Genomic DNA, 21,146 nt, shown 5'->3' with positions numbered 1-21,146 from the left:
CTTTTTATTTTTATAAATCCTAGCGTCTTTGTTTACTATTATTGAGCAGACAAGAATTATTGTCTAAGCTGTTCGTTTACTCATTTATTAAGTCACTTTTCTTTATTTGCTTGTAGTAGTCATTATCTTCCTTCAATTCTTTAAGCGACATGACAACCATTAACTTTATATCTTTATCTTTAACTTTGATGTCTTCAAACTTGGTGCCATCAGGTGATACATCTTCTAATGTCATACCAGCTGTATTTTTATCAAAATGACAAGAATAGACACATTGAATTAGATCGCGTGCCATATACATGCATTCCTCAACATCTTCTCCTTGTGTATAATCATGGCGATTGTCATAGACTTCTACGCTATATCCACCTTCATCTTCGTGATGTAAAACGATTGGATAGTATAGTAAATCAGATTGTTTATCACTCATTTTATTACCTCAATATTATATGAAATTAATTTTAATTAATTCTATCAAAAACATAATCAGTTTTCGAGGGTACGAAAAAAGCTAGAAGTCGCAATTTTATTGCATAACTTCTAGCTTTTTATTTATGCGCCCTGAAGGATTTGAACCTTCAACCTTCTGATTCGTAGTCAGACACTCTATCCAGTTGCGCTAAGGGCGCGACAACTTTCTAAGTATAGCATAGAGTTATCACTCTTAGGAAATAAAAAATCTCAGCACTGACTACCTAACAGAGCTGAGACAATTATCATTTTATCGGAAATGGCATTTCATTGCTACTTTAAAATGTTATTTCACTTAGAAAGTTGATTTATTGACTATTTGTCGCCGTTTAAGATGGTATTTTTAACGATTACGTAATCAACCAGCTTAATGGAGCTAAGCTTTTTACCACCGGCATAAGAAATGGCGGATTGTAAGTCTTCCTGCATTTCGGTTAACGTGTTAGCGATTGAACCGCGGAATGGGACCAGCATTTGTTTACCTTCAACGTTGCGGTAGGCGCCTTTTTGAACTTCCGAAGCAGAACCCCAATATTGCTTGTAAGTCTTGCCATCAATTTTAATCACATTACCTGGAGACTCTTGGTGACCAGCCAGCATTGAGCCAATCATTACCATAGTTGCACCAAAGCGGACAGACTTGGCAATATCACCATTGTGGCGAATACCGCCGTCAGCGATGATTGGTTTACTTGCAACCTTGCTACACATTCTAAGAGCAGCTAGCTGCCAGCCACCAGTACCAAAACCAGTCTTGAGTTTAGTGATGCAGGCACGGCCGGGACCGACGCCAACTTTTGTCGCATCAGCACCAGCACCTTCCAATTCACGAACAGCTTCAGGAGTGGCGATGTTACCGGCTGTTAAAAATGTATCTGGCATTTTATCTTTAATGTACTTAATCATCTTAATGACGTACACGGAGTGGCCGTGAGCGACATCAATTGTAATGTATTCGGGGATGATATTTTCTTTAACGAGTAAATCAATAAAAGCGTACTCACTATCTTTAATACCAACAGAAATTGAGGCAAAAAGTCCTTGTTCATGCATCATTTTGATGAAGTCAAGTCGCTTCTCAGGTTGAAAGCGGTGCATGACATAGTAGTAGCCATTTTTAGCAAGCCAAACGGCTAAATCTTCGTTAATTACACTTTCCATGTTAGCAGGAACGACTGGTATTTTAAATGTTCGGCTTCCAAACTTAACGCTAGTATCAGCGTCATGGCGGCTTTTAATAATTCCTTTGTTAGGTACAAGCTGAATGTCATCGTAGTCAAAGGCTTCCATACTAAAGTAGTTACTCATAATTCAATCGACTCCTAATTCCTTATCTGTTTGAACGAGAGTAACTATAATCAATTTATTTTAATTTGTCAATATAAAAATCGAACTATTAAAAATTAAATCGCTAAAATAATTCGCATTTTAATTTGACTAACAGCTTATAAATTGTTAGACTAATTTTTGTGATATTTGTATATTTTTTATGAGGTGAACAAAATGACAGCAGTTGCAGTTGTTGGTAGTCAATGGGGCGACGAAGGTAAGGGTAAAATTACTGATTTTTTGAGTAAGGATGCGGCGTATGCAGTCCGCTCAAATGGTGGTAACAATGCCGGTCACACGATTGAAATTGACGGTAAAACATTCAAGATGCGGTTAATTCCTTCTGGGATTTTTGCGGCAGATAAGGCTGCTGTAATCGGCAACGGGGTTGTGATTAATCCCGAGGTTTTACTAGGTGAATTGGAAAATCTGGAAAAGAACGGAATTGATACCAGTAAATTACGAATTTCCAATCGGGCACACATCATTATGCCGTACAACATCAAGCAGGATGAATACCAAGAGGAAGCCAAGGGAGCTAATAAGATTGGTACTACCAAGAATGGTATTGGGCCAACTTACATGGATAAGGCTTCTAGAATTGGCATTCGTGTTTGTGATTTACTAGAAAAAGATACATTTGAAGAAAAACTGCGTGCTAATTTAGCAGAAAAGAATGCTTTGTTCACCAATGTTTATGGTAAGCCAGCACTTAAGTTTGAAGACATTTTTGATAAATATTACGAATATGGCCAAAAGATTAAGAAGTACGTTACGGATACGTCAGTCTTGGTTAACGATGCACTTGATAATCAAGAAAAGGTACTTTTTGAAGGTGCTCAGGGTGTAATGCTCGATATTGATGAGGGAACTTATCCATTTGTTACATCGTCTAATACAATTTCTGGCGGGATTGCCAGTGGTATTGGGATGGGCGCCAACCGTTTACATACGGTTATCGGTGTCTGCAAGGCTTATACTACCCGGGTTGGTGCTGGCCCATTCCCAACAGAATTGCTTGATGCAACTGGTGACCGCATTCGCGATACTGCCCATGAATACGGGACAGTTACCGGTCGTCCGCGTCGTGTTGGCTGGTTTGACTCTGTTGCTTTGCGTCACGCTAAGCGGGTTGCTGGAATTAATGCTTTGAGCTTGAACTTGCTTGATATTTTTAGTGGCTTTGACACCGTTAAGATTGCAACTGCTTATGAATTAGATGGCAAGAAGATTGACTACTATCCAGCTAGTCTGAAGGAACTTTACCGCTGCAAGCCAGTCTATGAAGAATTACCAGCTTGGCAAGAAAATATTACTAAGGCCAAGACTTGGTCAGATTTACCAGAAAATGCCCAAAAATTCTTAAAGCGGGTTGAAGAAATTGTCGGCATTCCGTTAGTTACAGTTTCTGTTGGTCCTGATCGTGAGCAAACCATTGTTTTGCAAAATCCGTGGGAAATGTAACCGATGCTTGAGCGCTACACACGCCCAGAAATGGGTAAAATTTGGACAGATGAAAATAAATATGCGGCATGGTTAAAGGTCGAGATTGCGGCAACCAATGCTTGGAGTGAACTAGGTGAGGTTCCGGCAGCTGATGCAGCCAAAATTGCTAAAAATGCTAGTTTTACTGCGCAGCGTGTTGCAGAACTTGAGCAGGTAACGCATCATGATGTAGTAGCCTTTACCAGAACTGTTTCGGAGAGCCTTGGCCCAGAAAAAAAGTGGGTTCACTTTGGTTTGACCTCAACCGATGTGGTTGATACGGCTCAAGGCTATATCTTGAAGCAGGCTGATGCAATTATTCGGCAAGATTTGCTCGCACTAAAAGAAACGATTGCAGCAAAAGCTCTTAAATATAAGGATACCGTTGAAATGGGCCGGACACATGGCGTCCAAGCAGAGCCAACTACTTTTGGCTTGAAGCTTGCTCGTTGGTATGCCGAAATTAATCGGGACATTGACCGTTTTGAACATGCGGCTAAGGGTGTTGAATCCGGGAAGATTTCTGGTGCTGTTGGTACTTTTGCCAACGTGCCGCCAGCTGTTGAAGCTAGCGTAATGAAGCAATTGGGTTTAACGCGGCAACCAATTACCAGTCAAATTTTGCCCCGTGACTTGCATGCCGAATATATTGCTACTTTGGCATTGATTGCCACAAGTATTGAAAACTGGGCAACGGAAATCCGTGGTTTACAACGTTCGGAAATTCATGAAGTTGAAGAACATTTTCGCGCTGGTCAAAAGGGTTCATCGGCGATGCCACACAAGCGTAACCCGATTGGTTCAGAGAACTTATGTGGCATGGCGCGGGTGCTGCGTGGCAATATTGTGACGGCTTACGAAGATGTAACTTTATGGCATGAACGGGACATTTCGCATTCAAGTGCTGAGCGGGTAATTTTACCTGATACCACGATTGGGATTGATTACATGCTTGACCGCTTTAACCGGATTTTGACTAACCTAGATGTTTTCCCAGAAACAATGCTTAAGAACATGGACAAGACCTATGGTCTGATTTATTCACAGCGTCTATTGCTGAAGCTGATTGATGAGGCAGGTTTATCTCGTGAAGCAGCTTATGATATGGTGCAAAAGTTAACGACTAAATCATGGCAGGATGGTATTTCATTTAGAAAGCTAGTTGAAGATAGCCAAATTATGAATTACTTGTCCGAGACTGATGTGGCTGATGCCTTTGATTACCATTATCATTTGCGTCATGTTGATGAAATCTTTCATCAAGTAGGACTTGAATAACAAAAAGCGGACTTAATCGAGTCTGCTTTTTAATTAGAGTCGTTCTAATTGCAACTTACGCACTTAAAGCGACCACTTATGCAAAGAGGGTAGATTTTGGCTTTAAATTAGCGTTTAATAATCATCATGAAAGGCAGGTGAGAATCATGAAAGTAAAAATTGACCTTGACCCTGATGTGACTGAACCAGTAGTAACAATTAAAGCAAAAGAATTGTCGCCAGAAATTGAGCGGATCTATCGGCAGCTGCAGGAAGTCAGTCAGAGACCCGACCAGCTTGAATGTTATAAAGATGACGTTTCATATTATTTGGATTTAAACGACATTTTGTTCTTTGAAACAGAAGATCGGCAAGTGGTTGCACATACGGGACGTGATTCGTTTAGTGTTAATTATAAATTATACGAACTAGAGAACTTATTGAGCAGTCAGTTTATGCGCGTTTCCAAATCCACGATTTTGAATTTGCAGCAAGTGTATTCATTGACTAGGTCAATTACTAATTGCCAGGTACACTTTCATGATACTTATAAAACTGTCTATGTTTCACGCCACTATTACCACAGCTTGAGTGATCGATTAAACGAGAGAAGGCCATTATAATGAAAAAGCAAAAGATTAGAGAACTGTTTTGGGGAATAGCATTACTTGGAGCAGCAATCTTTTTAATCATGAATCAGTTAAATTTGTTTTCGTTTCGGCTAAATTTTTGGACGATTTTTTGGACAATTATTTTTGGTGCGTGCTTGATTGAAGGCCTGACTAATCGCAGTATTGGTGGCACGATTTTTTCAATTGCCTTGTTGTTAATTGTGTATGCCCAGCCGCTAAAAATCACTAAGATTGTCCCGTGGACTGTCTTACTTGCGGCATGTTTAATCACTGGTGGCCTGCACATGATTTTTCCACACAAACGGCACCATACGCATGTGTATATTAACGGGCATAATGTCAATGGTGGTTGGTCAAAGTTTGGCACAGAAAAGTCATTTCACGCCGATCATGTTTTTGACAGTAGCAGTCAGGATGTAGATGAGCAAGACATTGTGGTTAATCAAAAGCTGTCTGATGTTTCGCGGTATGTTCGCTCGCAGAGTTTGCGCAGTGTTACGATCAATTCGTTAATGGGGGATGCCAAGGTCTATCTTGATGCGGCTAAACCGGCAACTGATACGATAATTGTGGATATTAATTCATCAATGAGTGATGTCTCGCTTTATATTCCATTATCGTGGCAGGTTGATGACCAGATGTCGTCAATCTTCGGCGATGTTGAGATTAATGGCAGCTCTAATGGTGGCGGGCCAACGCTAGTATTAACCGGCAATAGTAAGTTTGGCGATGTCGAAATTAACTATGTGTAAATTAAAATATCTGTTCCTGATTAGGAATAGATATTTTTTATTTATGATTGATTTTTATTACCAAATGTAATAATATGAAGTTAGTTTCATATGAAGCAAACTTCATATTGAATATTGAATGTAGAGATGAAAATAATGCCGAATTTAGTGAAAAAATTGCGACTAGAGCATAAATTAACTCAGGAAGAACTGGCTGACAAAGTTGGGGTTACACAACGAACAATTATTTCTGTAGAAAAGGGTAAGTACAAGCCATCGCTATTACTAGCATATAAGTTGGCGTGCTTTTTTGGCATAAGTATTGAAGAGTTATTTTGTTTAAAAGAATATTTGGAGAACTAATAATGAAGAAAAAGTTATTACGAAACGCTGCGTGGCAATTAATGTTTTTACTTGGTGGTTTAAGCGAAATAATCATGGTAGTTCAGGATCATGATGGTCTTTTTATGATTAAGCATTTTATTTGGGCAGCTGTATGCTTGTTCTGTGCTTTAGGCTGTTATTTTAATGCAAAAGATATTAAAAAAGGCAAGCGTGATGAATGGGATAATGATGAACGTGATCGTTATATTAATAATATTGTTGGTGCGCGAGCGCTAAAATGGTTAAGCTGGTTGGCTTTAATTGTCTTTCTGATTTTTGCCATATTATATAGTAAATATAAGAATGATGTGTGTTTAGGTATTGCATGTATTTCAATCGTGTATTGGAATATCGGCTGGATTTTACAGGTGATTTTTGCAATTATTGAAGAACTAAAAAATTAATTATTGAATATAAATAAGACCTACTAGCATTTTTGCTGGTAGGTCTTTAAATGTGTATTTAAGATTAAGTATTTTATTGCCACGGTGCATCAAGCATTGCCTGAACGGTTTCATTAATATCGCTACTTTGAGCAATCATTGAAATTACTGCGGCACCAGCGGCTCCAGTATGAGCAATATCAGGCAGGTCTTTTACCGTGATACCACCGATAGCAACGATGGGATGCTCACTGCTGGTTACCGATTCGCTAAGACCATTAAGACCAATTACAGGGTCAGCATCAGCCTTGGATTGGGTCGCAAAAATCGGTCCGCTGCCATAATAATCAATCCCTGCAATTTGATTGCCAGCTTCAATTTCTGCTAAAGTCGAGCAGGAGTAACCCACAATCATTTGGCCGCCGACCTCGTCAATTACTTGTTGGATGGCTTCATCACTTTGACCAACATGGATTCCTTCGGCATTAACTGCTTTGGCTAAAGCAACATCATCATCAATAAAGAAGGGCACTTGATATTGTTGACAAAGCTCATGCAACTTGCGAGCCATTGGCAGTCGCTCATTATCATTTAAAGTTGAATTAGGTCCCTTATCACGAAATTGAAAAGCCGTAATTCCAGCTTCTAGCGCTTCTTTAACGATTTCCGGCAGGGTTTTGCCAGCAGGTAAATCTTGGGTACCACAAATAAAGTAAGCTTGAAGAATATTTGCATTAAACTTTTGCATTAGTTTTTCCTATCTATTTTGCCCAGTGGTTGAGTGGTCCGTGACCATGACCCACCTGGATTGTTTGTTCAATTGTCTTCGTAACGTATTTTTTAGCGAGTTTAACAGCAGCGGCTAAGTCATGTCCCAGGGCCAGCTGGGCAGTAATTGCGGCAGCTAAGGTATCGCCGGTACCATGTGTGCGCTTAGTATGTGTCCGCGGACTGCTAACCCAGAAGCTGGAGCCGTCTTCGAGAAGGGCAAAGTCGCGAACTTCTTCAGTAGTGGAGTGTCCGCCCTTGATTAGCACGTTTTTAACGCCCATCTCTTGCAGCGAGTGGGCAAGGTCGGGATATTGCTGCTGTGAAGTAACAGTCATGCCCGTTAACACCTGCGCTTCTGGCAAGTTAGGAGTTACTAAGTTGGCTAATGGAAATAACTCCTTCTTTACGGTTGTAATTGCATCTTCACTTAGCAGGTGGGCACCACCTTTAGCCACCATGACAGGGTCAACGGTAACTGGACCGAAGTCATATTTTTGCAAGTTAAGTGCCACTTGGTGGACGTGGGCAGCATCACCAAGCATGCCGGTTTTGGTTGCCCGAATTTTAAAATCAGCAGCTAAAGATGCACACTGCTTATCAATCATCTCAAGTGGCAGTAAGTGCGATGCCTGGACACCTAATGTGTTTTGGGCAGTAACGGCGACCACAACCGCAGTGCCAAAGACGCCTTGCATTTGAAAGGTCTTGAGGTCTGCCATAATGCCAGCACCACCGCCAGAATCTGTGCCAGCAATTGTCAGAACTTGAGGGAATGAATTAATTTCTTCTGCCATAAAATACTTCCTTAATCATAATCAGCAATCTTTTTAATATCAGCAACTTGTACTTTAGCTAAGTAGTCCATGAGGTACATCCCAAAACTGCCGGGGCCAACATCGGGATGATCTTGGACGACCAATTGTCCGATTGAGCCAAAAACAAGCGTTGCAGCTTGGGCTGCCTCGAAACGACTATCGGTTACTGCACAGAAGGCAGCGACAATGCTGGTTAACATGTCGCCGGACCCGACATGAGCTTGAAATAGTGGGGTACCATTATGAATGTGAACTACATTATTGCCATCACTAATTGTATCAGTTGCACCACTAGCAATAACAGTACAATGATACTTTTTAGCTACTTCCATGGTGATTTCGTCAAGGTTACCAGTGCCTGATCCAGCATCAATCCCCTTAGCATTCCATGCAAATTCACCTAAAGCGGCGATTTCTCCCGCATTACCACGAATCACACCCACATGGAAGTTCCATAATAAGTCTTGGGCAACATTAAGTCGATATTGGACAGCGCCAACAGCAACAGGATCTAGTACGATTGGCTTTTTGTATTCTCGAGCTAAATCGCCCATTTCCTTCATGTGCGCAATCTGTAATTTAGTTAAACTACCCATGTTAATCGCTACGGCCGAGGCCATGTTGACCATTTCGCTGGTTTCATCAATTTCGTTACTCATAATGGGCGAAGCACCAATCGCATTCAATCCATTGGCGACATCTTGAACGGTAACGAAGTTAGCGGCATTAAGAACAACGGGGTTCTGTTTGCGCAATTTATCTAATAATTCTAACTGCATAATTTTTCTCCTAAAAATAATTGAAGAAGTCCTCAGAGCCAAGCTAATAAAAAAGCTTTGGCACGTAGTTGTGTCAAAGCAATAGGTAGTTGACACGTTCCTCGCGCAAGTATTAGCTTACAGGTTCAAAGGGTCTGAAACGTTGTTTCATCTCAGCCTAAAAGGCCCCCCTCGTGTTATCGCTTCCAATTATACCGATTTTTAATGAAGAATACAATGCTAAGTTAGTGGCGGTATTAAAGCTAAAAAAATAAAGGCCAAGCTAGTGATGACAGCTTGGCCTTTATTCTTTTAATTGTTAGATAAATTGTAAAATCGTCATCAAAATTGGCACTACAATAATGAAGAGAATTGTACTTTCGACAACAATGTTGGTTGCGTATTTAACATCGCCGTGTGATTCGTTAGCTAAAATTGGTAAAACAGCTAACATTGGCGTTGCTGATTGCACAACTAGGGTTTGCCGCATCAAGCTTGGCAGGTTGAAGCCAGCATTCATTCCAATTTTAATTAAAATAATTAAAACGATTGGTGAAAGAATGAACCGACCAATCAAGGCCAAGATTGAATCACGATCGAACTTGACGTTCTTAATCCCGGCGTCATGCAGGACAATCCCGATATAAACAAGTGAAAGTGGTGTTACTAAGTTCCCAACGTAAGTTAATGTAGAGTTTAAGAAGGTAGGTACAGGAATCCCTAATAACATCCAGACTAGAGCAACAATAAAACCAACAAGTGGCATTGGTAAAAGTTTTTTCCAATTAATTTTGTGGCTAGTCTGTTTACCCTTAGCAGTTGGGTCGTCGTTTTGAATTAAGAAAACGCCAAAGGCCCAAGTGGAAACGGTGTTGATAATGTAATATACCAAGAAGTAAGACATGGCTTGATCACCGAAAAGTGCCATGTTTAACGGCATTCCGATGAAAATTGTATTGGCATTAACCACGGCGTTCATAAAAATGCCGCGGCGGCCAGGACGGATTTTGAAGACTTTGACGCAGAGCCAAGCAATGATGTAGCCGATAATTACGCCCAATGCTGGGAACAATAATTCGGTTGATAATTGCAGCAGGCTACCACGGCTAAGGTTTTTCATAACGGCTGTAAAAATCGAAGCTGGCAGGGCGATTTTAGTAATAATACTAGAAATTTCACTACCAAATTTATCGTCAATCCAATTAAATTGTTTTAGTAAAAAGCCGAGAGCCATGATTAAGATAATCACGACAACGCTTGATACAGATGTCAAAAAGACTTGCATAAAAAGTTTCCTCTTTCTGTAGTTAATTAATATTTAGGCATCCATTTTGTTTCTTGAACGGCTTTTTTGGCGTCAGTAATTCCTTCACCTGCTAAACCTTGATCAATTGCAGTTTGAGCTACCTTTTCGGCAATTGTGGCTGAGAAACTGGTTAGTTTCGCAACTGGCGGCAGAACTGCAGCACCGGCAATAGTTGGATCAACAATCCCACCTAAAGCATGGCTGGCGGTTGCGACCATTTTATCGCTCATCAGCTTGGCCTTCACGGATATTGCTCCAAGACCAAGTCCTGGATATACTAGGGCATTATTGGCTTGGCCAATTTCATAGGTTACACCTTGGTATTCAACTGCATCGGCAGGAATCCCAGTCGCAACAAGAGCCCGACCATCAGTCCACTTAATTAAGTCTTCGGCTTTGGCCTCGGCTAATTTAGTTGGATTAGATAATGGGAAGATAATAGGTCTAGCTGTATGTGCTGTCATTTCTTGGACAATAGCTTTGGTAAAAGCACCAGGTTGTGTCGAGGTCCCAATCATAATTGTGGGGTGGACAGCTTTAACCACGGCTTCAAGGTTAGTCAATTCATCGGCATTAGCAAATTCATTGCGCGTTCTAGTGAAGTCTTTTTGCCCAGCAGTCAGCTCGGGGGTATCATCAAACAATAAGCCTTGCTTATCAACAAGGTAAAAGTGCTTGCGAGCTTCTTCTGGACTCAAACCTGCACGGACTAACTCGTCCCGCATCATATTTGCAATTCCGATACCAGCAGTCCCAGCACCAAAGGTTAAAAAGATTTGGTCTGTTAACTTTTCCTTAGAAATATTTAACGCACCAAGAACTGCGGCTAAAGAAACAATTCCTGTTCCTTGAATATCGTCGTTGAAAGTAAAAATATCGTTTCTGTATTTATTTAAAATGGTTGCGGCGTTTTCGCGACCAAAATCTTCAAAGTGTAACAAAACATGCGGGAAGACAGTTTCGATATTTTGGACAACTTCGTCGACAAAAGTCATGTACTGTTCACCTTGAATGCGGTGATGACGGTTACCCAGATACTCTGGATCATCAAGCAAGGTTTGGTTATCAGTACCGACGTCTAATACAACGGGCAAAACTTGGCTAGGGTCAACGCCGGCAGCGGCAGTGTAAACCATCAGCTTACCAATGGCGATGTCAATGCCGTTAACGCCCCAGTCGCCAATACCTAAAATGCCTTGAGCATCGGTTGCAACAATTAAACGAATATCGCGACCTGCTGCAGCGTTGGTTAGGGCTGCTGTGATATTTGCCGCATCGTCAATTGATAAAAAAGCCGCATTTTGCGGGTTAGTAAACAATTGACCATATTGCTCAATTGAGTCGGCAACAGTGGGATCGTAAACGATTGGCATAAATTCAACAATATGTTGTCCCATCAAGTAAAAGAATAACGTCCGGTTCTCGTTGAAGATATTCATTAAGAATAGGCGCTTCTCAAGAGCAGATGTTTTACTTTGAAATTGGTTGTAAGCTTGACTTGCCTGTTCAGCTAATGTTTGCACACGTGCTGGCAGTAGTCCAGTTAAGCCGTATTGTTCACGTTCTTGCTTAGTAAAACCAGTTCCTTTGTTTAAAAAAGGATTGTTTAAAATATTTTGTCCTTGTTCCATAATTGCCCTCCAAATATAATACAATAAGTATTTTTAATAGCAACAATTCTGTACTTTACGCGGGTAATAAATTTATTGTCAAATTTTGCTCAACTTATAATAAAATGTTATATGAGGAAATTGATTAAGGGGTGAGAGTAATTTGGATTCATTGAACGTTAAGGACTTGATGTATTTTTTAACAATTTTAGAAAAGCGCAGCTTCTCGCAAGCAGCTAAGGATTGTGGTGTGTCACAGCCAACGTTAACACTAGCAATTAAACGACTTGAGAATGATTTTCAGACTAGCTTACTGGTGCGAGATCATTCACACCAGCAGTTGCGGCCGACACCGACAGGTCAGCAACTAGCGCCGCATGCGCGGTCAATTTTAGCGGAATTAGATTTGACTAAGCGCGAAATTGCGCAGATTGAGCGTCAGGTAATTAGGTTGGGGTTGCCACCGATTATTGGTAACTATTATTTCCCGCAAATTTTTCCGGAATTATTTAAGGCGGGATTAACCAATTCACTAGAAACGATTGAGGCGGGCTCGTCACATTTGCAGGAACTCTTGGAATCGGGCGACTTAGAAATGGCATTGCTAGGTTCAATCGCACCAACATTTAATGACCAGTTGCATGTTAATTTGTTTGCCAAAACCGAGTTTAAGGTTGTGGTCGCACCTGAACATCCTTTGGCTAAACAAAAGTCAGTATCCTTTACAGATTTAAAAAAGCAACCGTTTATCACGTTAAGCAATGTTTTTGTTCACGAGCAGGCATTTAAACAACTATGTAAAAGAGCCCAGATTAAGCCCCGTATTATTTATAAAGCCAATGATATTCAAATATTGAAGGCAATGGTGCGGCAAAATTTGGGCATCGGCTTTTTAACGCAGACTGCGTTAAGTAAGACGGATCAACTGTGCACGGTTAACCTAACAGACCCTAAGCAGCCACACTTTTATATGTCAGTTGCTTATCGCAAAACTCACCGATTAACAAGTGACGAACAGCAGTTATTGGCAATTTTACGGCAAAATTTATGTAGTTAAGGAGAAGAATGATATGACAGAATTTACAGACCAATTGCACCAAGCGGCAAATAGTTTATGGCAAAAGAGTATGGTACACCCATTTGTGCAGGAATTAAAAAGCGGGGAATTACCAATGACTAAATTCCGTTTTTACTTATTGCAAGACAGGTATTATCTAAATGAATTTAGTAAGTTTCATCGCGCAATTGCGGCCAAAACATCTGATCAGCAAACTAAAGAATTTTTGCTTGCTGGAGCTCAAGACTTAAAGGATAGTGAAATGGCGGTACGTGAGCGCTTCTTCGAGCAATTGAAAATTACGCCGGATGAAATTGCCCAAACACCGATTGCACCAACAGCGTATGCTTACGTTAATCATTTGGACATGACTTTGGAAAGGGATGGAATTGGTCCAACAGTTGCGTCCCTTGTGCCATGTTACTGGTTGTATCAGGAAATTGGCCAAAAATTAGCAGATTCGGGGTCGCCAGTTTCCTATTACCAAGAGTGGATTGATACTTATGATGGCGATTGGTATGCGACTAATGTGAAACGGATTTTGCGCTTAACCAACTCGCTAGCTGATTCCAGCTCTGCAAGTGAACGTGAAAAGATGCAACTGGCATTTGTTCGTAGCAGTTATTATGAATTGCAATTTTGGCAGATGGCGTATAAACAAGAGCGTTGGTCTTAAAGTTGGCGAACAAAAAAGCATGAATGGTCATGCTTTTTTTAGTTGCTAGTTTAGCTTAATCGGGATTTTTGTTATTATAGGTAAGTTAAAATAAAAAAGAAGAGTTAGAAATGGTATCAGCTAAGAAGAGACATTTGTGGGCCTTTCTTGCGGGCTTAGCCTGTGTTATGTGGGGGATTTCGGGGCTATTTGCCAAGTCATTATTTAACATTAGTCCAGAAATCACACCAATTTGGCTTACACAAATGCGCATGGTGGTTTCGGGTGTGGTTTTATTAATAGTTGCTGGGGTTGTTGACCAAAAGCCGATAGCAACAATGAAAAATAAGCATGATGCGTGGGTAATTATCGCGTACGGTATTTTTGGCTTGTTGCCAGTGCAGTTGTTTTATTTTATTACCGTGCAAAAAGCCAATCCGGCGATTGCAACAATCCTGCAATTTATTGGGCCGTTTTTTGTGATGGCTTACTTAATCATTCGCCATCAGCAAACTCTGCGTATGTTAGATATGCTAGCCGCAATCACGGCATTTATTGGTGTTATTTTGCTTGCAACACACGGTGATTTCAGTCATTTGGCGATTACACCCGAAGTACTTATGTGGGGACTGTTAGCCGCAGTTGGCGTGGCAACTAACACTTTAATTCCAATTAATGTATTGCACCGCGTTTCTAGTTTGGTGGTCACAGGATGGGGATTACTCTCTGCTGGAATTTGTTTGACAATTATTCATCCAGTCTGGCCACATACGCATTTAACAGGACAAGTTTGGTTGTCCGTCGCTGTAGTAATTGTGATTGGTACTCTTATTCCGTTTCAATTGATGACTAACTCACTGCGATTCATTAAGGCATCGACGGCTAGCTTGCTTGATGCTTTTGAGCCATTGTCCGCAACGATTGGATCCGTTTTGTGCTTCGGCTTAATTATGACGCCACTTGATTGGCTTGGCGCCCTTTTGGTAGTTGCTGCAGCGATGGCGCTGAATATTACGCCTAAGAAGAAAAGAAATTCCTAGAGCTTGGACAATAGATAAAGTTTTAAAGATAAGTAATCATAAATTAAAATTTACAAACCAATGAAAAAAGTGTATTCTCCATTTTAAGGATACTGATATAGCTGGGATCTTTTACTGTATTCCCCACAGACGTGGGGGTGATCCTTGAGCCTATACTGCCATTGTTAGTTTCAACAAGTATTCCCCACAGACGTGGGGGTGATCCCGCCTAAATCGTCGAAACTGATAACATGGTTAGGTATTCCCCACAGACGTGGGGGTGATCCTGAAGCAATGAATAAATTCAGATACTAGATATCAGTATTCCCCACAGACGTGGGGGTGATCCCTAAGTAATAATTTGCTCAATATCTTAAAAGATGTATTCCCCATAAGCGTGGGGGTGATCCTGAAAATTAACGGGCTTAATCCAGACGGCAGCGGTATTCCCCACAAGCGTGGGGGTGATCCTGCGGGGCGCTACCTTTTAAGATAGCGCCTTTTGTATTCCCCACAAGCGTGGGGGTGATCCTTTATTTTTGGCTTCTTCTAGCTTGGTATTTAAGTATTCCCCACAAGCGTGGGGGTGATCCCTGGTACAGTGTTACTGCTAACTAGTTGTGTCAGTATTCCCCACATGCATGGGGGTGATCCGTTTTTGGTGAGGTTGTTGCTGAGGGTAATGTGGTATTCCCCACATGGGTGGGGGTGATCCTTTATAGTGATCGTCAAATTAAGGCTGCTTATGGTATTCCCCACAAGCGTGGGGGTGATCCTGCTGACGAGCCACCGTTCATGTCGCCACTGGCGTATTCCCCACATGGGTGGGGGTGATCCTTTGTACTGCTTACTCACTATCTTTGACACTTAGTATTCCCCACAAGCGTGGGGGTAATCCTATGAACCCTTGGATACTGGGACTAACGGCAGTGTATTCCCCACATGCATGGGGGTGATCCTGACATTGACGGTGATCAATGGGTAGGTATTGAGGTATTCCCTACAGAGGTGGGGGTGATTCTATGGTGTATTCTAAAAATAACATTCTGTATTCCCCACACTGGTGAGGGTTAAAAATTAATCCTATTAAATGTTGTGATTGAAGCAGGATAAAAATAACCTCTAAAAAACTAATCTGAGAAGTATCTATTTGCATAAAACAGCAGTCGATTACGACTGCTACCGGCAGGTGATGCACATCACTTCAGTTTTATGCTACCTTGTCTTATCAAGCATATATTTAAATAAAGTAACAAAATAGCTCAGGCTTTCCTGAGCTATTTTTGCTATTCAATAATTTATAGAATTTCATTCTAATTCGGGGACATCTTGTTTAAGTCCTTTTTGCGCCTTGTATTGTGATGCTAATTCTGCTTGCGCAAGTCTTTCTTTTTCTAATTTATCCCAGTCTATTCCACTACGATTAAATGATTCTTCTGCTTCTTGAGTATATTTCTCATTTAACTGCAGAGTTTTAATTCTGCAGTCTAATTCTTTTTCAACGTAATCAGTGATTAGTTCTCTAAATGGTTGAGGGTCATTTTCTGGCGCTTCTGCTGTGGCTAATGCCATCATGTATTTATCTCGAGCTTTTTTGGAAGGATTAACGTTAATTACCGGGTACCCATTTTCGGTTAATACTAAGTCCCAGTTACAAACTTGGCGAAATGGTATTAGCAACCTTACTGAAATGATGATCAAGAATAAAGTACCAGGTAATGCCAGATTGTAAAGCAAGTCAGAAATATATGAATCCTGCTTAGAGAGGTTGTCTGGGTCAATTTGGATAAGGAAGCAACATTATTTGAAGATGGTATAATTAAAGATGTATTCCTCATAATAATGAGGGTCATCCGTTAATAATAAATAAAAATATGGTATTCCCCACATTTGTGGGGGCTAATTTCTGGGCTATAGCGTCATACTTAGCCCATTTATTTAAAATTATTTTTAAAGCGCTTGCAACGAGGCGTGTAAGAGTATATATTGAACTTAATAATTAATAAAAAAATAAACTAAGGAGATTTAAAGTGATGACAGCTTTATCAAGTAAAACTTTAGCATTATGGGCAAAGAAAAATACAGAAGATGGGCAACAAAAATGGTTACCATTGATTGCTCACTTAACAGATACTAAAAATGTAATTAATTTTTTATATAATCATTGGTTATCTAATAATCAACGTCAATTTTTAAAAGGAAATTTGTCTGATGACGAAATTCATAAATTGGTCAAGTTCTTGGGCTTTATCCACGACTTTGGCAAAGCCACACCAGCTTTTCAAACTAAAAAGGCATATATTCATGATGATGATTTAGATAATGCTTTGATTGAAAGGCTAATCAGGCAAGGCTTCTCTGACCTTAATAATTTGGAATTGTCGCTCCGAAGAGAATCTCCACATAACCGAGCTGGAGAAGCTTTATTACTAAAATTTGGTGTGCCAGAAAATGTGGCTGCATTGATTGGCGGCCATCATGGTAAGCCTGAGTCAACCACTCCGTATGATGAAATTAGGAGTCATACAGCAAATTATTATCAAAGTGATCAAAATGAAATCCTAAAAACGCCTTGGCGGCAAGTCCAAAAAGAATTGTTTGAATATGGCTTAGCAATTGCAGGTTATCAAAGTGTTGCAGATATTCCGGACATTACTCAACCGCAAGCTGTGATATTGGAAGGCCTAATAATTATGGCTGATTGGCTAGCTTCAAGTGAGCGCACACATAATGGTGAAGAGCTCTTTCCGTTAATTAGACTAGATCAAACTTGGCATGATTTAAATATGGAAGAGCGTTTTGAACAGGCGATGCGCAATTGGTATCTTGGCGATGAATGGGAGCCACAAAAAGTTTCTGAAGCAACTGACCCGTATGAAAAGAGATGGCAGTTTAAAGCAAGACCAGTTCAAAAGGCAATAACTAAAGCAATTGGTGAAACGACTGATCCGGGTATGATCATTGTCGAAGCGCCAATGGGCCTAGGTAAAACAGAGATTGCACTAGTTGCTGCTGAACAGTTAGCTTATATTACCGGCGCAGATGGATTATTTATGGGTTTGCCAACACAGGCAACTAGTAATGGAATGTTTAGTCGAGTTGGGTATTGGCTGCAAAAACTATCTGATGAGCAACACGGTGATTTTTCAATTGAATTAATGCACAGTAAAAAAGCGTTTAATAGCGAATATAAAAGGCTACCTGATGCGGAAAATGTGGCAGATGATACAGATACTGGAGCTGTTACAGTTAATAGCTGGTTTTCTGGGAAAAAGACTATCCTGACTAAGTTCACGATTGGTACGATTGATAATCTGCTTTCGATGGGATTAAAGCAAAAGCATTTGTTTTTAAAGCATTTAGGTTTGAGCGGCAAAGTAGTTGTGATTGATGAGGTCCATGCTTATGATGCATACATGAGTCAATATTTGTATAAGGCAATCACATGGCTAGGTACATACCATGTTCCGATTGTAATTCTGTCAGCAACATTGCCAACAGAAAAGAGAAGGTTATTGATTCAATCATATTTAATTGGTAAGTATGGTTGGCAATTTGCTTCAAAATTTAAGGCGCCTGCTGATTGGGAAAACAATCAAGCATATCCATTAGTAAGTATTCTGGATGGCTGTCAGTTAAAGCAAATTTCAGAATTCCCTGGTCAAAGCGACCAGAAAGTACAAAAGTTGCAGGTTGAAAGAATTAATTTACCTGATGATGAATTGGTAGCTGCTATTTTAAATAAGATAAAAGCTGGTGGGATTGCTGGAGTTATTGTAAATACAGTTAAACGCGCACAATCATTGGCTAAATTAGTTGCGCAATCCGATGTAGAATTCATGGTTTTACATTCTGCCTTTTTAGCGCCAGAACGTACAGCACAGGAAACAAAATTGCAAAATGCGATTGGCAAAAAAGGTAAGAGACCAAAAAAATTAGTTGTAATTGGGACACAGGTTTTAGAGCAATCTTTGGATATTGACTTTGATGTTCTTTATACAGATATTGCACCAATTGATTTGATTTTGCAGCGGGCAGGGCGTTTGCATCGCCATGAAATTACTAGACCGAAAAATTTAGAGCAGCCACAACTTTATGTGATGGGAATTAACGATTTTGGCGATTATGGCGCAGCCAATGAGAGCATTTATCATAAATATTTGTTAATGAAGACGGATCATTTTTTGCCAGATACTATTACGTTACCTGATGATATTTCTAATCTTGTCCAGCAAGTTTATAATCCTAAAACTGATTCTAAAGTTGCTGGAATTGAAAAAGCAAAAGAAGAATTTGATCTTTATATTGAAAAAGAGGAACAAAAAGCCGGTAATTTTCAAATTAATGATCCTGACCCTGAAGAATCAATTCATGGCTGGCTGAATTATGATCAATTAGATGTTGATAAGGATGAACAAAAGGCTAGTGCGTCTGTCCGCGATATTCAGGAAACAATTGAAGTTATTTTGCTTAAGCATATAGCTAAGGGCAACTTTTTAATTAATGGTCAAGATTTAGCTCAGGTTTCAGATTATGATATTTCAGAGCAAGTAATCAGACTACCAACTGCAATTACCCAGTATACTAATGAAATTGAAGCGGTAATTAAACGCTTAGAAAAACTTACTAATAAATACTGTGCCGATTGGCAAAATAGTGTTTTGCTCAAAGGTGCCTTAGCCTTGCCATTAGATGAAAATTTAACAACTACTCTTGGTAAGTGGAAATTGCAGTATTCTGAGCAGTTTGGTTTAAGTTATACAAAGGATGATGATGATGATTGAAAAAGACTTTAATCTAATTACAGATTCTTGGCTTAAAGTAATCGATCAACAGACTGGTCGAGAGAAAAAAGTGTCTTTAATTGAATTATTTAAAAATGCGCAAAATTACCGGCAATTAGCTGGTGATATGCGAGTACAAGATTTAGCGATTATACGACTGTTATTAGCAATCTTAACGACGGTATACTCGCGTTTTGATGCAGATGGTAAACCCTATGAATGGCTAGAAAAAGGCACCGAGCAATTTTTATCAGATGCTACGATAATTAAGTTTTATCCTAAGAACCGTATTAAACAGACAGTAGTAAAAACTTGGCAAAGTTTATACCAAAAAGGACATTTTACAGAGATTGTTACTAAATATTTAGAGCATTACGCTGATAAGTTTGCTTTCTTTGGTGAACATCCATTTTATCAGGTAACAAAAGCTGAATATGATGAGCTAGTTCCAGCTAATAAGGCTGTTGCCAAGGGTACGGGAACAGTATCAGTTAAGCAAATTAATAGACGCATTTCTGAAAGTAACAATACTCCAGCGCTATTCGCACCAAAAGCTGGTGAAGGTAAAAACCAAATTGCAGTCGATGAATTGGCTAGATGGATCATTACTTACCAAAGTTTTACTGGGGTAACTGATAAAACTAAGATTAAAGCAGATGAGAAATTCTCAGTTTCACCTGGTTGGCTGTATAAATTAAATCCTGTTTTTGCTCAGGGTAAAACTCTTTTTGAAACTTTGATGTTAAACCTAGTTTTATTTAGTCAAGAGCCAGCACGGCAAAGACCAGTCTGGGAATATGCAAGCGCAAAAGAGTACGTGAGTGAACGCCAAAAAAATCTTTTACCGAATAATATTGCAGAGCTGTATACAAGTTGGTCACGGATTTTGCATATTGAATGGGATGATACTGGTGAACCAACTATTTTTAGTGCAGGACTACCCAAAATTGTCAGTGATAACGCAATGATTGAACCGATGACGGTCTGGAAATATGATAAAAAGACGGCGGCTTATAGGCCAGCAGTCAGAGGATTGCAGTCATTAAGCAAAGCGATGTGGCGCAACTTCGGTAATTATGTTAATGCCAATAAGGCTCATGATAACAGGGAGCCGGGAATTGTTGTTTGGCTGCGGTTACTTAAAGAAAAGCGAGCAATTCCGCATGATAAATTATTGACATTGGCGTCAGTGGATTTGATTGACGATGGTAATGCGACATCACAATCTCCGGTTGCTGAAGTTACTGATGATATGAGTATTAATGCCGATGTTCTTTTTGATGAAAATGATGCCGATTATTGGCCAGCGCAAATTGAAGCAGTAATTGAAAAGACGCAGACAGTTGGGTCAAACTTTTGGCAATTTGCACGTGATGTTGGTGAAATTCGCGGATTTAAAGACAACTCGCTTAAAGAGTTTGCAAATCGCTTAAGCGCTAAGTTTTATTATGGATTAAATCAACCGTTTAAAGATTGGCTTGCAGGTTTAACTAATCATGACGAACGTGGTGAAAAGGTACTTCTTTGGGAAAAGCAGCTTAAACAGCATGCTTTTGCAGAAGCTAAAAAGGTAATGGATACTAGTTCATCACGTGATGTAAAAGGGGTTCTTACCGATAAAGGCCTTAGAAATATTTTCACGATTAATAACTATTTTAAATATCGTGTTAATTCAGAGATGAAGAAGGAGTGATAACTT

At 39.9% G+C, this 21,146-nt stretch carries 19 protein-coding genes, 1 tRNA gene and 1 riboswitch; of the genes, 11 read left to right on the top strand and 9 right to left on the bottom strand.

The genetic code is table 11. The annotated features are described in order from the left end of the window. Positions 1-76 precede the first annotated feature (76 nt). The 3 genes from OZX76_RS09440 to OZX76_RS09430 all read right to left on the bottom strand — a co-directional run bounded on the left by OZX76_RS09440 (position 77) and on the right by OZX76_RS09430 (position 1,779). Complete coding sequence (locus OZX76_RS09440; protein ID WP_277179748.1) at positions 77-430, bottom strand: type II toxin-antitoxin system HicB family antitoxin; 354 nt, start codon at positions 428-430, stop codon at positions 77-79. A 125-nt stretch (positions 431-555) separates the two neighbouring features. Continuing rightward, positions 556-629, bottom strand: a tRNA-Arg gene (locus OZX76_RS09435). Between the two features lie 157 nt (positions 630-786). Next, positions 787-1,779 carry a GMP reductase gene (locus OZX76_RS09430; protein ID WP_277179746.1) on the bottom strand — a complete coding sequence of 331 codons (993 nt, stop codon included), beginning with the start codon at positions 1,777-1,779 and terminating at the stop codon, positions 787-789. A 195-nt stretch (positions 1,780-1,974) separates the two neighbouring features. Here OZX76_RS09430 and OZX76_RS09425 point away from each other — a divergent pair, with 195 nt between their 5' ends. The 6 genes from OZX76_RS09425 to OZX76_RS09400 all read left to right on the top strand — a co-directional run bounded on the left by OZX76_RS09425 (position 1,975) and on the right by OZX76_RS09400 (position 6,693). Continuing rightward, on the top strand, positions 1,975-3,264 hold the full coding sequence (locus tag OZX76_RS09425; RefSeq protein ID WP_277179744.1) for an adenylosuccinate synthase: 1,290 nt from the start codon (positions 1,975-1,977) through the stop codon (positions 3,262-3,264). A gap of 3 nt (positions 3,265-3,267) precedes the next feature. After that, a complete protein-coding gene (gene purB / locus OZX76_RS09420) occupies positions 3,268-4,563 on the top strand; it encodes an adenylosuccinate lyase (protein WP_277179742.1) in 1,296 nt (431 codons plus the stop codon). Positions 4,564-4,709: 146 nt separating this feature from the next. Continuing rightward, positions 4,710-5,165 carry a LytTR family DNA-binding domain-containing protein gene (locus tag OZX76_RS09415; RefSeq protein WP_277179740.1) on the top strand — a complete coding sequence of 152 codons (456 nt, stop codon included), beginning with the start codon at positions 4,710-4,712 and terminating at the stop codon, positions 5,163-5,165. Further along, positions 5,165-5,926: a LiaF domain-containing protein gene (locus OZX76_RS09410; protein ID WP_277179738.1), complete on the top strand. Its 762-nt coding sequence runs from the start codon at positions 5,165-5,167 to the stop codon at positions 5,924-5,926. Before OZX76_RS09415 ends, OZX76_RS09410 begins: the two co-directional genes overlap by 1 nt. 135 nt (positions 5,927-6,061) lie before the next feature. Next, positions 6,062-6,268, top strand: a complete 207-nt coding sequence (locus OZX76_RS09405; RefSeq protein ID WP_277179736.1) for a helix-turn-helix transcriptional regulator — start codon at positions 6,062-6,064, stop codon at positions 6,266-6,268. Between the two features lie 2 nt (positions 6,269-6,270). Beyond that, a complete protein-coding gene (locus OZX76_RS09400) occupies positions 6,271-6,693 on the top strand; it encodes a hypothetical protein (protein ID WP_277179734.1) in 423 nt (140 codons plus the stop codon). Between the two features lie 73 nt (positions 6,694-6,766). Here the strand turns inward: OZX76_RS09400 and thiE are convergent, their stop codons facing one another. The 5 genes from thiE to OZX76_RS09375 form a co-directional block, all read right to left on the bottom strand. Next, positions 6,767-7,420 carry a thiamine phosphate synthase gene (thiE, locus tag OZX76_RS09395; protein WP_277179732.1) on the bottom strand — a complete coding sequence of 218 codons (654 nt, stop codon included), beginning with the start codon at positions 7,418-7,420 and terminating at the stop codon, positions 6,767-6,769. Between the two features lie 13 nt (positions 7,421-7,433). Further along, on the bottom strand, positions 7,434-8,237 hold the full coding sequence (gene thiD, locus OZX76_RS09390; RefSeq protein WP_277179730.1) for a bifunctional hydroxymethylpyrimidine kinase/phosphomethylpyrimidine kinase: 804 nt from the start codon (positions 8,235-8,237) through the stop codon (positions 7,434-7,436). 11 nt (positions 8,238-8,248) lie between these two features. Beyond that, on the bottom strand, positions 8,249-9,037 hold the full coding sequence (gene thiM / locus OZX76_RS09385) for a hydroxyethylthiazole kinase (RefSeq protein WP_277179728.1): 789 nt from the start codon (positions 9,035-9,037) through the stop codon (positions 8,249-8,251). An 80-nt stretch (positions 9,038-9,117) separates the two neighbouring features. Beyond that, positions 9,118-9,219, bottom strand: a riboswitch (TPP riboswitch). Between the two features lie 116 nt (positions 9,220-9,335). Then, the gene (locus tag OZX76_RS09380) at positions 9,336-10,301 is read right to left on the bottom strand and encodes an AEC family transporter (protein WP_277179726.1); all 966 of its coding nucleotides are present in this window, start codon (positions 10,299-10,301) and stop codon (positions 9,336-9,338) included. Between the two features lie 26 nt (positions 10,302-10,327). Then, on the bottom strand, positions 10,328-11,953 hold the full coding sequence (locus OZX76_RS09375) for a malolactic enzyme (RefSeq protein ID WP_277179724.1): 1,626 nt from the start codon (positions 11,951-11,953) through the stop codon (positions 10,328-10,330). A 142-nt stretch (positions 11,954-12,095) separates the two neighbouring features. Here OZX76_RS09375 and OZX76_RS09370 point away from each other — a divergent pair, with 142 nt between their 5' ends. The 3 genes from OZX76_RS09370 (at position 12,096) to OZX76_RS09360 (ending at position 14,684) form a co-directional block, all read left to right on the top strand. Further along, a complete protein-coding gene (locus OZX76_RS09370; RefSeq protein ID WP_277179722.1) occupies positions 12,096-12,989 on the top strand; it encodes a LysR family transcriptional regulator in 894 nt (297 codons plus the stop codon). Positions 12,990-13,002: 13 nt separating this feature from the next. Further along, positions 13,003-13,665, top strand: coding sequence for a thiaminase II (gene tenA, locus OZX76_RS09365; RefSeq protein ID WP_277179720.1), 663 nt, complete (start codon positions 13,003-13,005; stop codon positions 13,663-13,665). A gap of 110 nt (positions 13,666-13,775) precedes the next feature. Continuing rightward, entirely contained in the window at positions 13,776-14,684 is a 909-nt protein-coding gene (locus OZX76_RS09360) for an EamA family transporter (RefSeq protein ID WP_277179718.1), read from the top strand. Between the two features lie 1,287 nt (positions 14,685-15,971). Here the strand turns inward: OZX76_RS09360 and OZX76_RS09355 are convergent. Continuing rightward, positions 15,972-16,364 (bottom strand): hypothetical protein, encoded by a 393-nt coding sequence (locus OZX76_RS09355; protein ID WP_277132289.1) that lies wholly within the window; start codon positions 16,362-16,364, stop codon positions 15,972-15,974. Positions 16,365-16,696: 332 nt separating this feature from the next. Here OZX76_RS09355 and cas3 point away from each other — a divergent pair, with 332 nt between their 5' ends. After that, positions 16,697-19,447 carry a CRISPR-associated helicase Cas3' gene (gene cas3 / locus OZX76_RS09350; protein WP_277179716.1) on the top strand — a complete coding sequence of 917 codons (2,751 nt, stop codon included), beginning with the start codon at positions 16,697-16,699 and terminating at the stop codon, positions 19,445-19,447. Beyond that, positions 19,440-21,140: a type I-E CRISPR-associated protein Cse1/CasA gene (locus OZX76_RS09345; protein WP_277179714.1), complete on the top strand. Its 1,701-nt coding sequence runs from the start codon at positions 19,440-19,442 to the stop codon at positions 21,138-21,140. Before cas3 ends, OZX76_RS09345 begins: the two co-directional genes overlap by 8 nt. Positions 21,141-21,146: the final 6 nt, after the last annotated feature.

Source organism: Lactobacillus sp. ESL0677 (assembly GCF_029392875.1).
GTDB lineage: Bacteria > Bacillota > Bacilli > Lactobacillales > Lactobacillaceae > Lactobacillus.
This window is presented reverse-complemented; position numbering and strand designations above follow the sequence as displayed.

Excerpts from the sequence above, each read along its gene's own strand:
- OZX76_RS09440 (WP_277179748.1), bottom strand. The coding sequence starts at position 430 with ATGAGTGATAAACAATCTGATTTACTATACTATCCAATCGTTTTACAT.
- OZX76_RS09430 (WP_277179746.1), bottom strand. The coding sequence starts at position 1,779 with ATGAGTAACTACTTTAGTATGGAAGCCTTTGACTACGATGACATTCAG.
- OZX76_RS09425 (WP_277179744.1), top strand. The coding sequence starts at position 1,975 with ATGACAGCAGTTGCAGTTGTTGGTAGTCAATGGGGCGACGAAGGTAAG.
- purB (WP_277179742.1), top strand. The coding sequence starts at position 3,268 with ATGCTTGAGCGCTACACACGCCCAGAAATGGGTAAAATTTGGACAGAT.
- OZX76_RS09415 (WP_277179740.1), top strand. The coding sequence starts at position 4,710 with ATGAAAGTAAAAATTGACCTTGACCCTGATGTGACTGAACCAGTAGTA.
- OZX76_RS09410 (WP_277179738.1), top strand. The coding sequence starts at position 5,165 with ATGAAAAAGCAAAAGATTAGAGAACTGTTTTGGGGAATAGCATTACTT.
- OZX76_RS09405 (WP_277179736.1), top strand. The coding sequence starts at position 6,062 with ATGCCGAATTTAGTGAAAAAATTGCGACTAGAGCATAAATTAACTCAG.
- OZX76_RS09400 (WP_277179734.1), top strand. The coding sequence starts at position 6,271 with ATGAAGAAAAAGTTATTACGAAACGCTGCGTGGCAATTAATGTTTTTA.
- thiE (WP_277179732.1), bottom strand. The coding sequence starts at position 7,420 with ATGCAAAAGTTTAATGCAAATATTCTTCAAGCTTACTTTATTTGTGGT.
- thiD (WP_277179730.1), bottom strand. The coding sequence starts at position 8,237 with ATGGCAGAAGAAATTAATTCATTCCCTCAAGTTCTGACAATTGCTGGC.
- thiM (WP_277179728.1), bottom strand. The coding sequence starts at position 9,037 with ATGCAGTTAGAATTATTAGATAAATTGCGCAAACAGAACCCCGTTGTT.
- OZX76_RS09380 (WP_277179726.1), bottom strand. The coding sequence starts at position 10,301 with ATGCAAGTCTTTTTGACATCTGTATCAAGCGTTGTCGTGATTATCTTA.
- OZX76_RS09375 (WP_277179724.1), bottom strand. The coding sequence starts at position 11,953 with ATGGAACAAGGACAAAATATTTTAAACAATCCTTTTTTAAACAAAGGA.
- tenA (WP_277179720.1), top strand. The coding sequence starts at position 13,003 with ATGACAGAATTTACAGACCAATTGCACCAAGCGGCAAATAGTTTATGG.
- OZX76_RS09360 (WP_277179718.1), top strand. The coding sequence starts at position 13,776 with ATGGTATCAGCTAAGAAGAGACATTTGTGGGCCTTTCTTGCGGGCTTA.
- cas3 (WP_277179716.1), top strand. The coding sequence starts at position 16,697 with ATGACAGCTTTATCAAGTAAAACTTTAGCATTATGGGCAAAGAAAAAT.
- OZX76_RS09345 (WP_277179714.1), top strand. The coding sequence starts at position 19,440 with ATGATTGAAAAAGACTTTAATCTAATTACAGATTCTTGGCTTAAAGTA.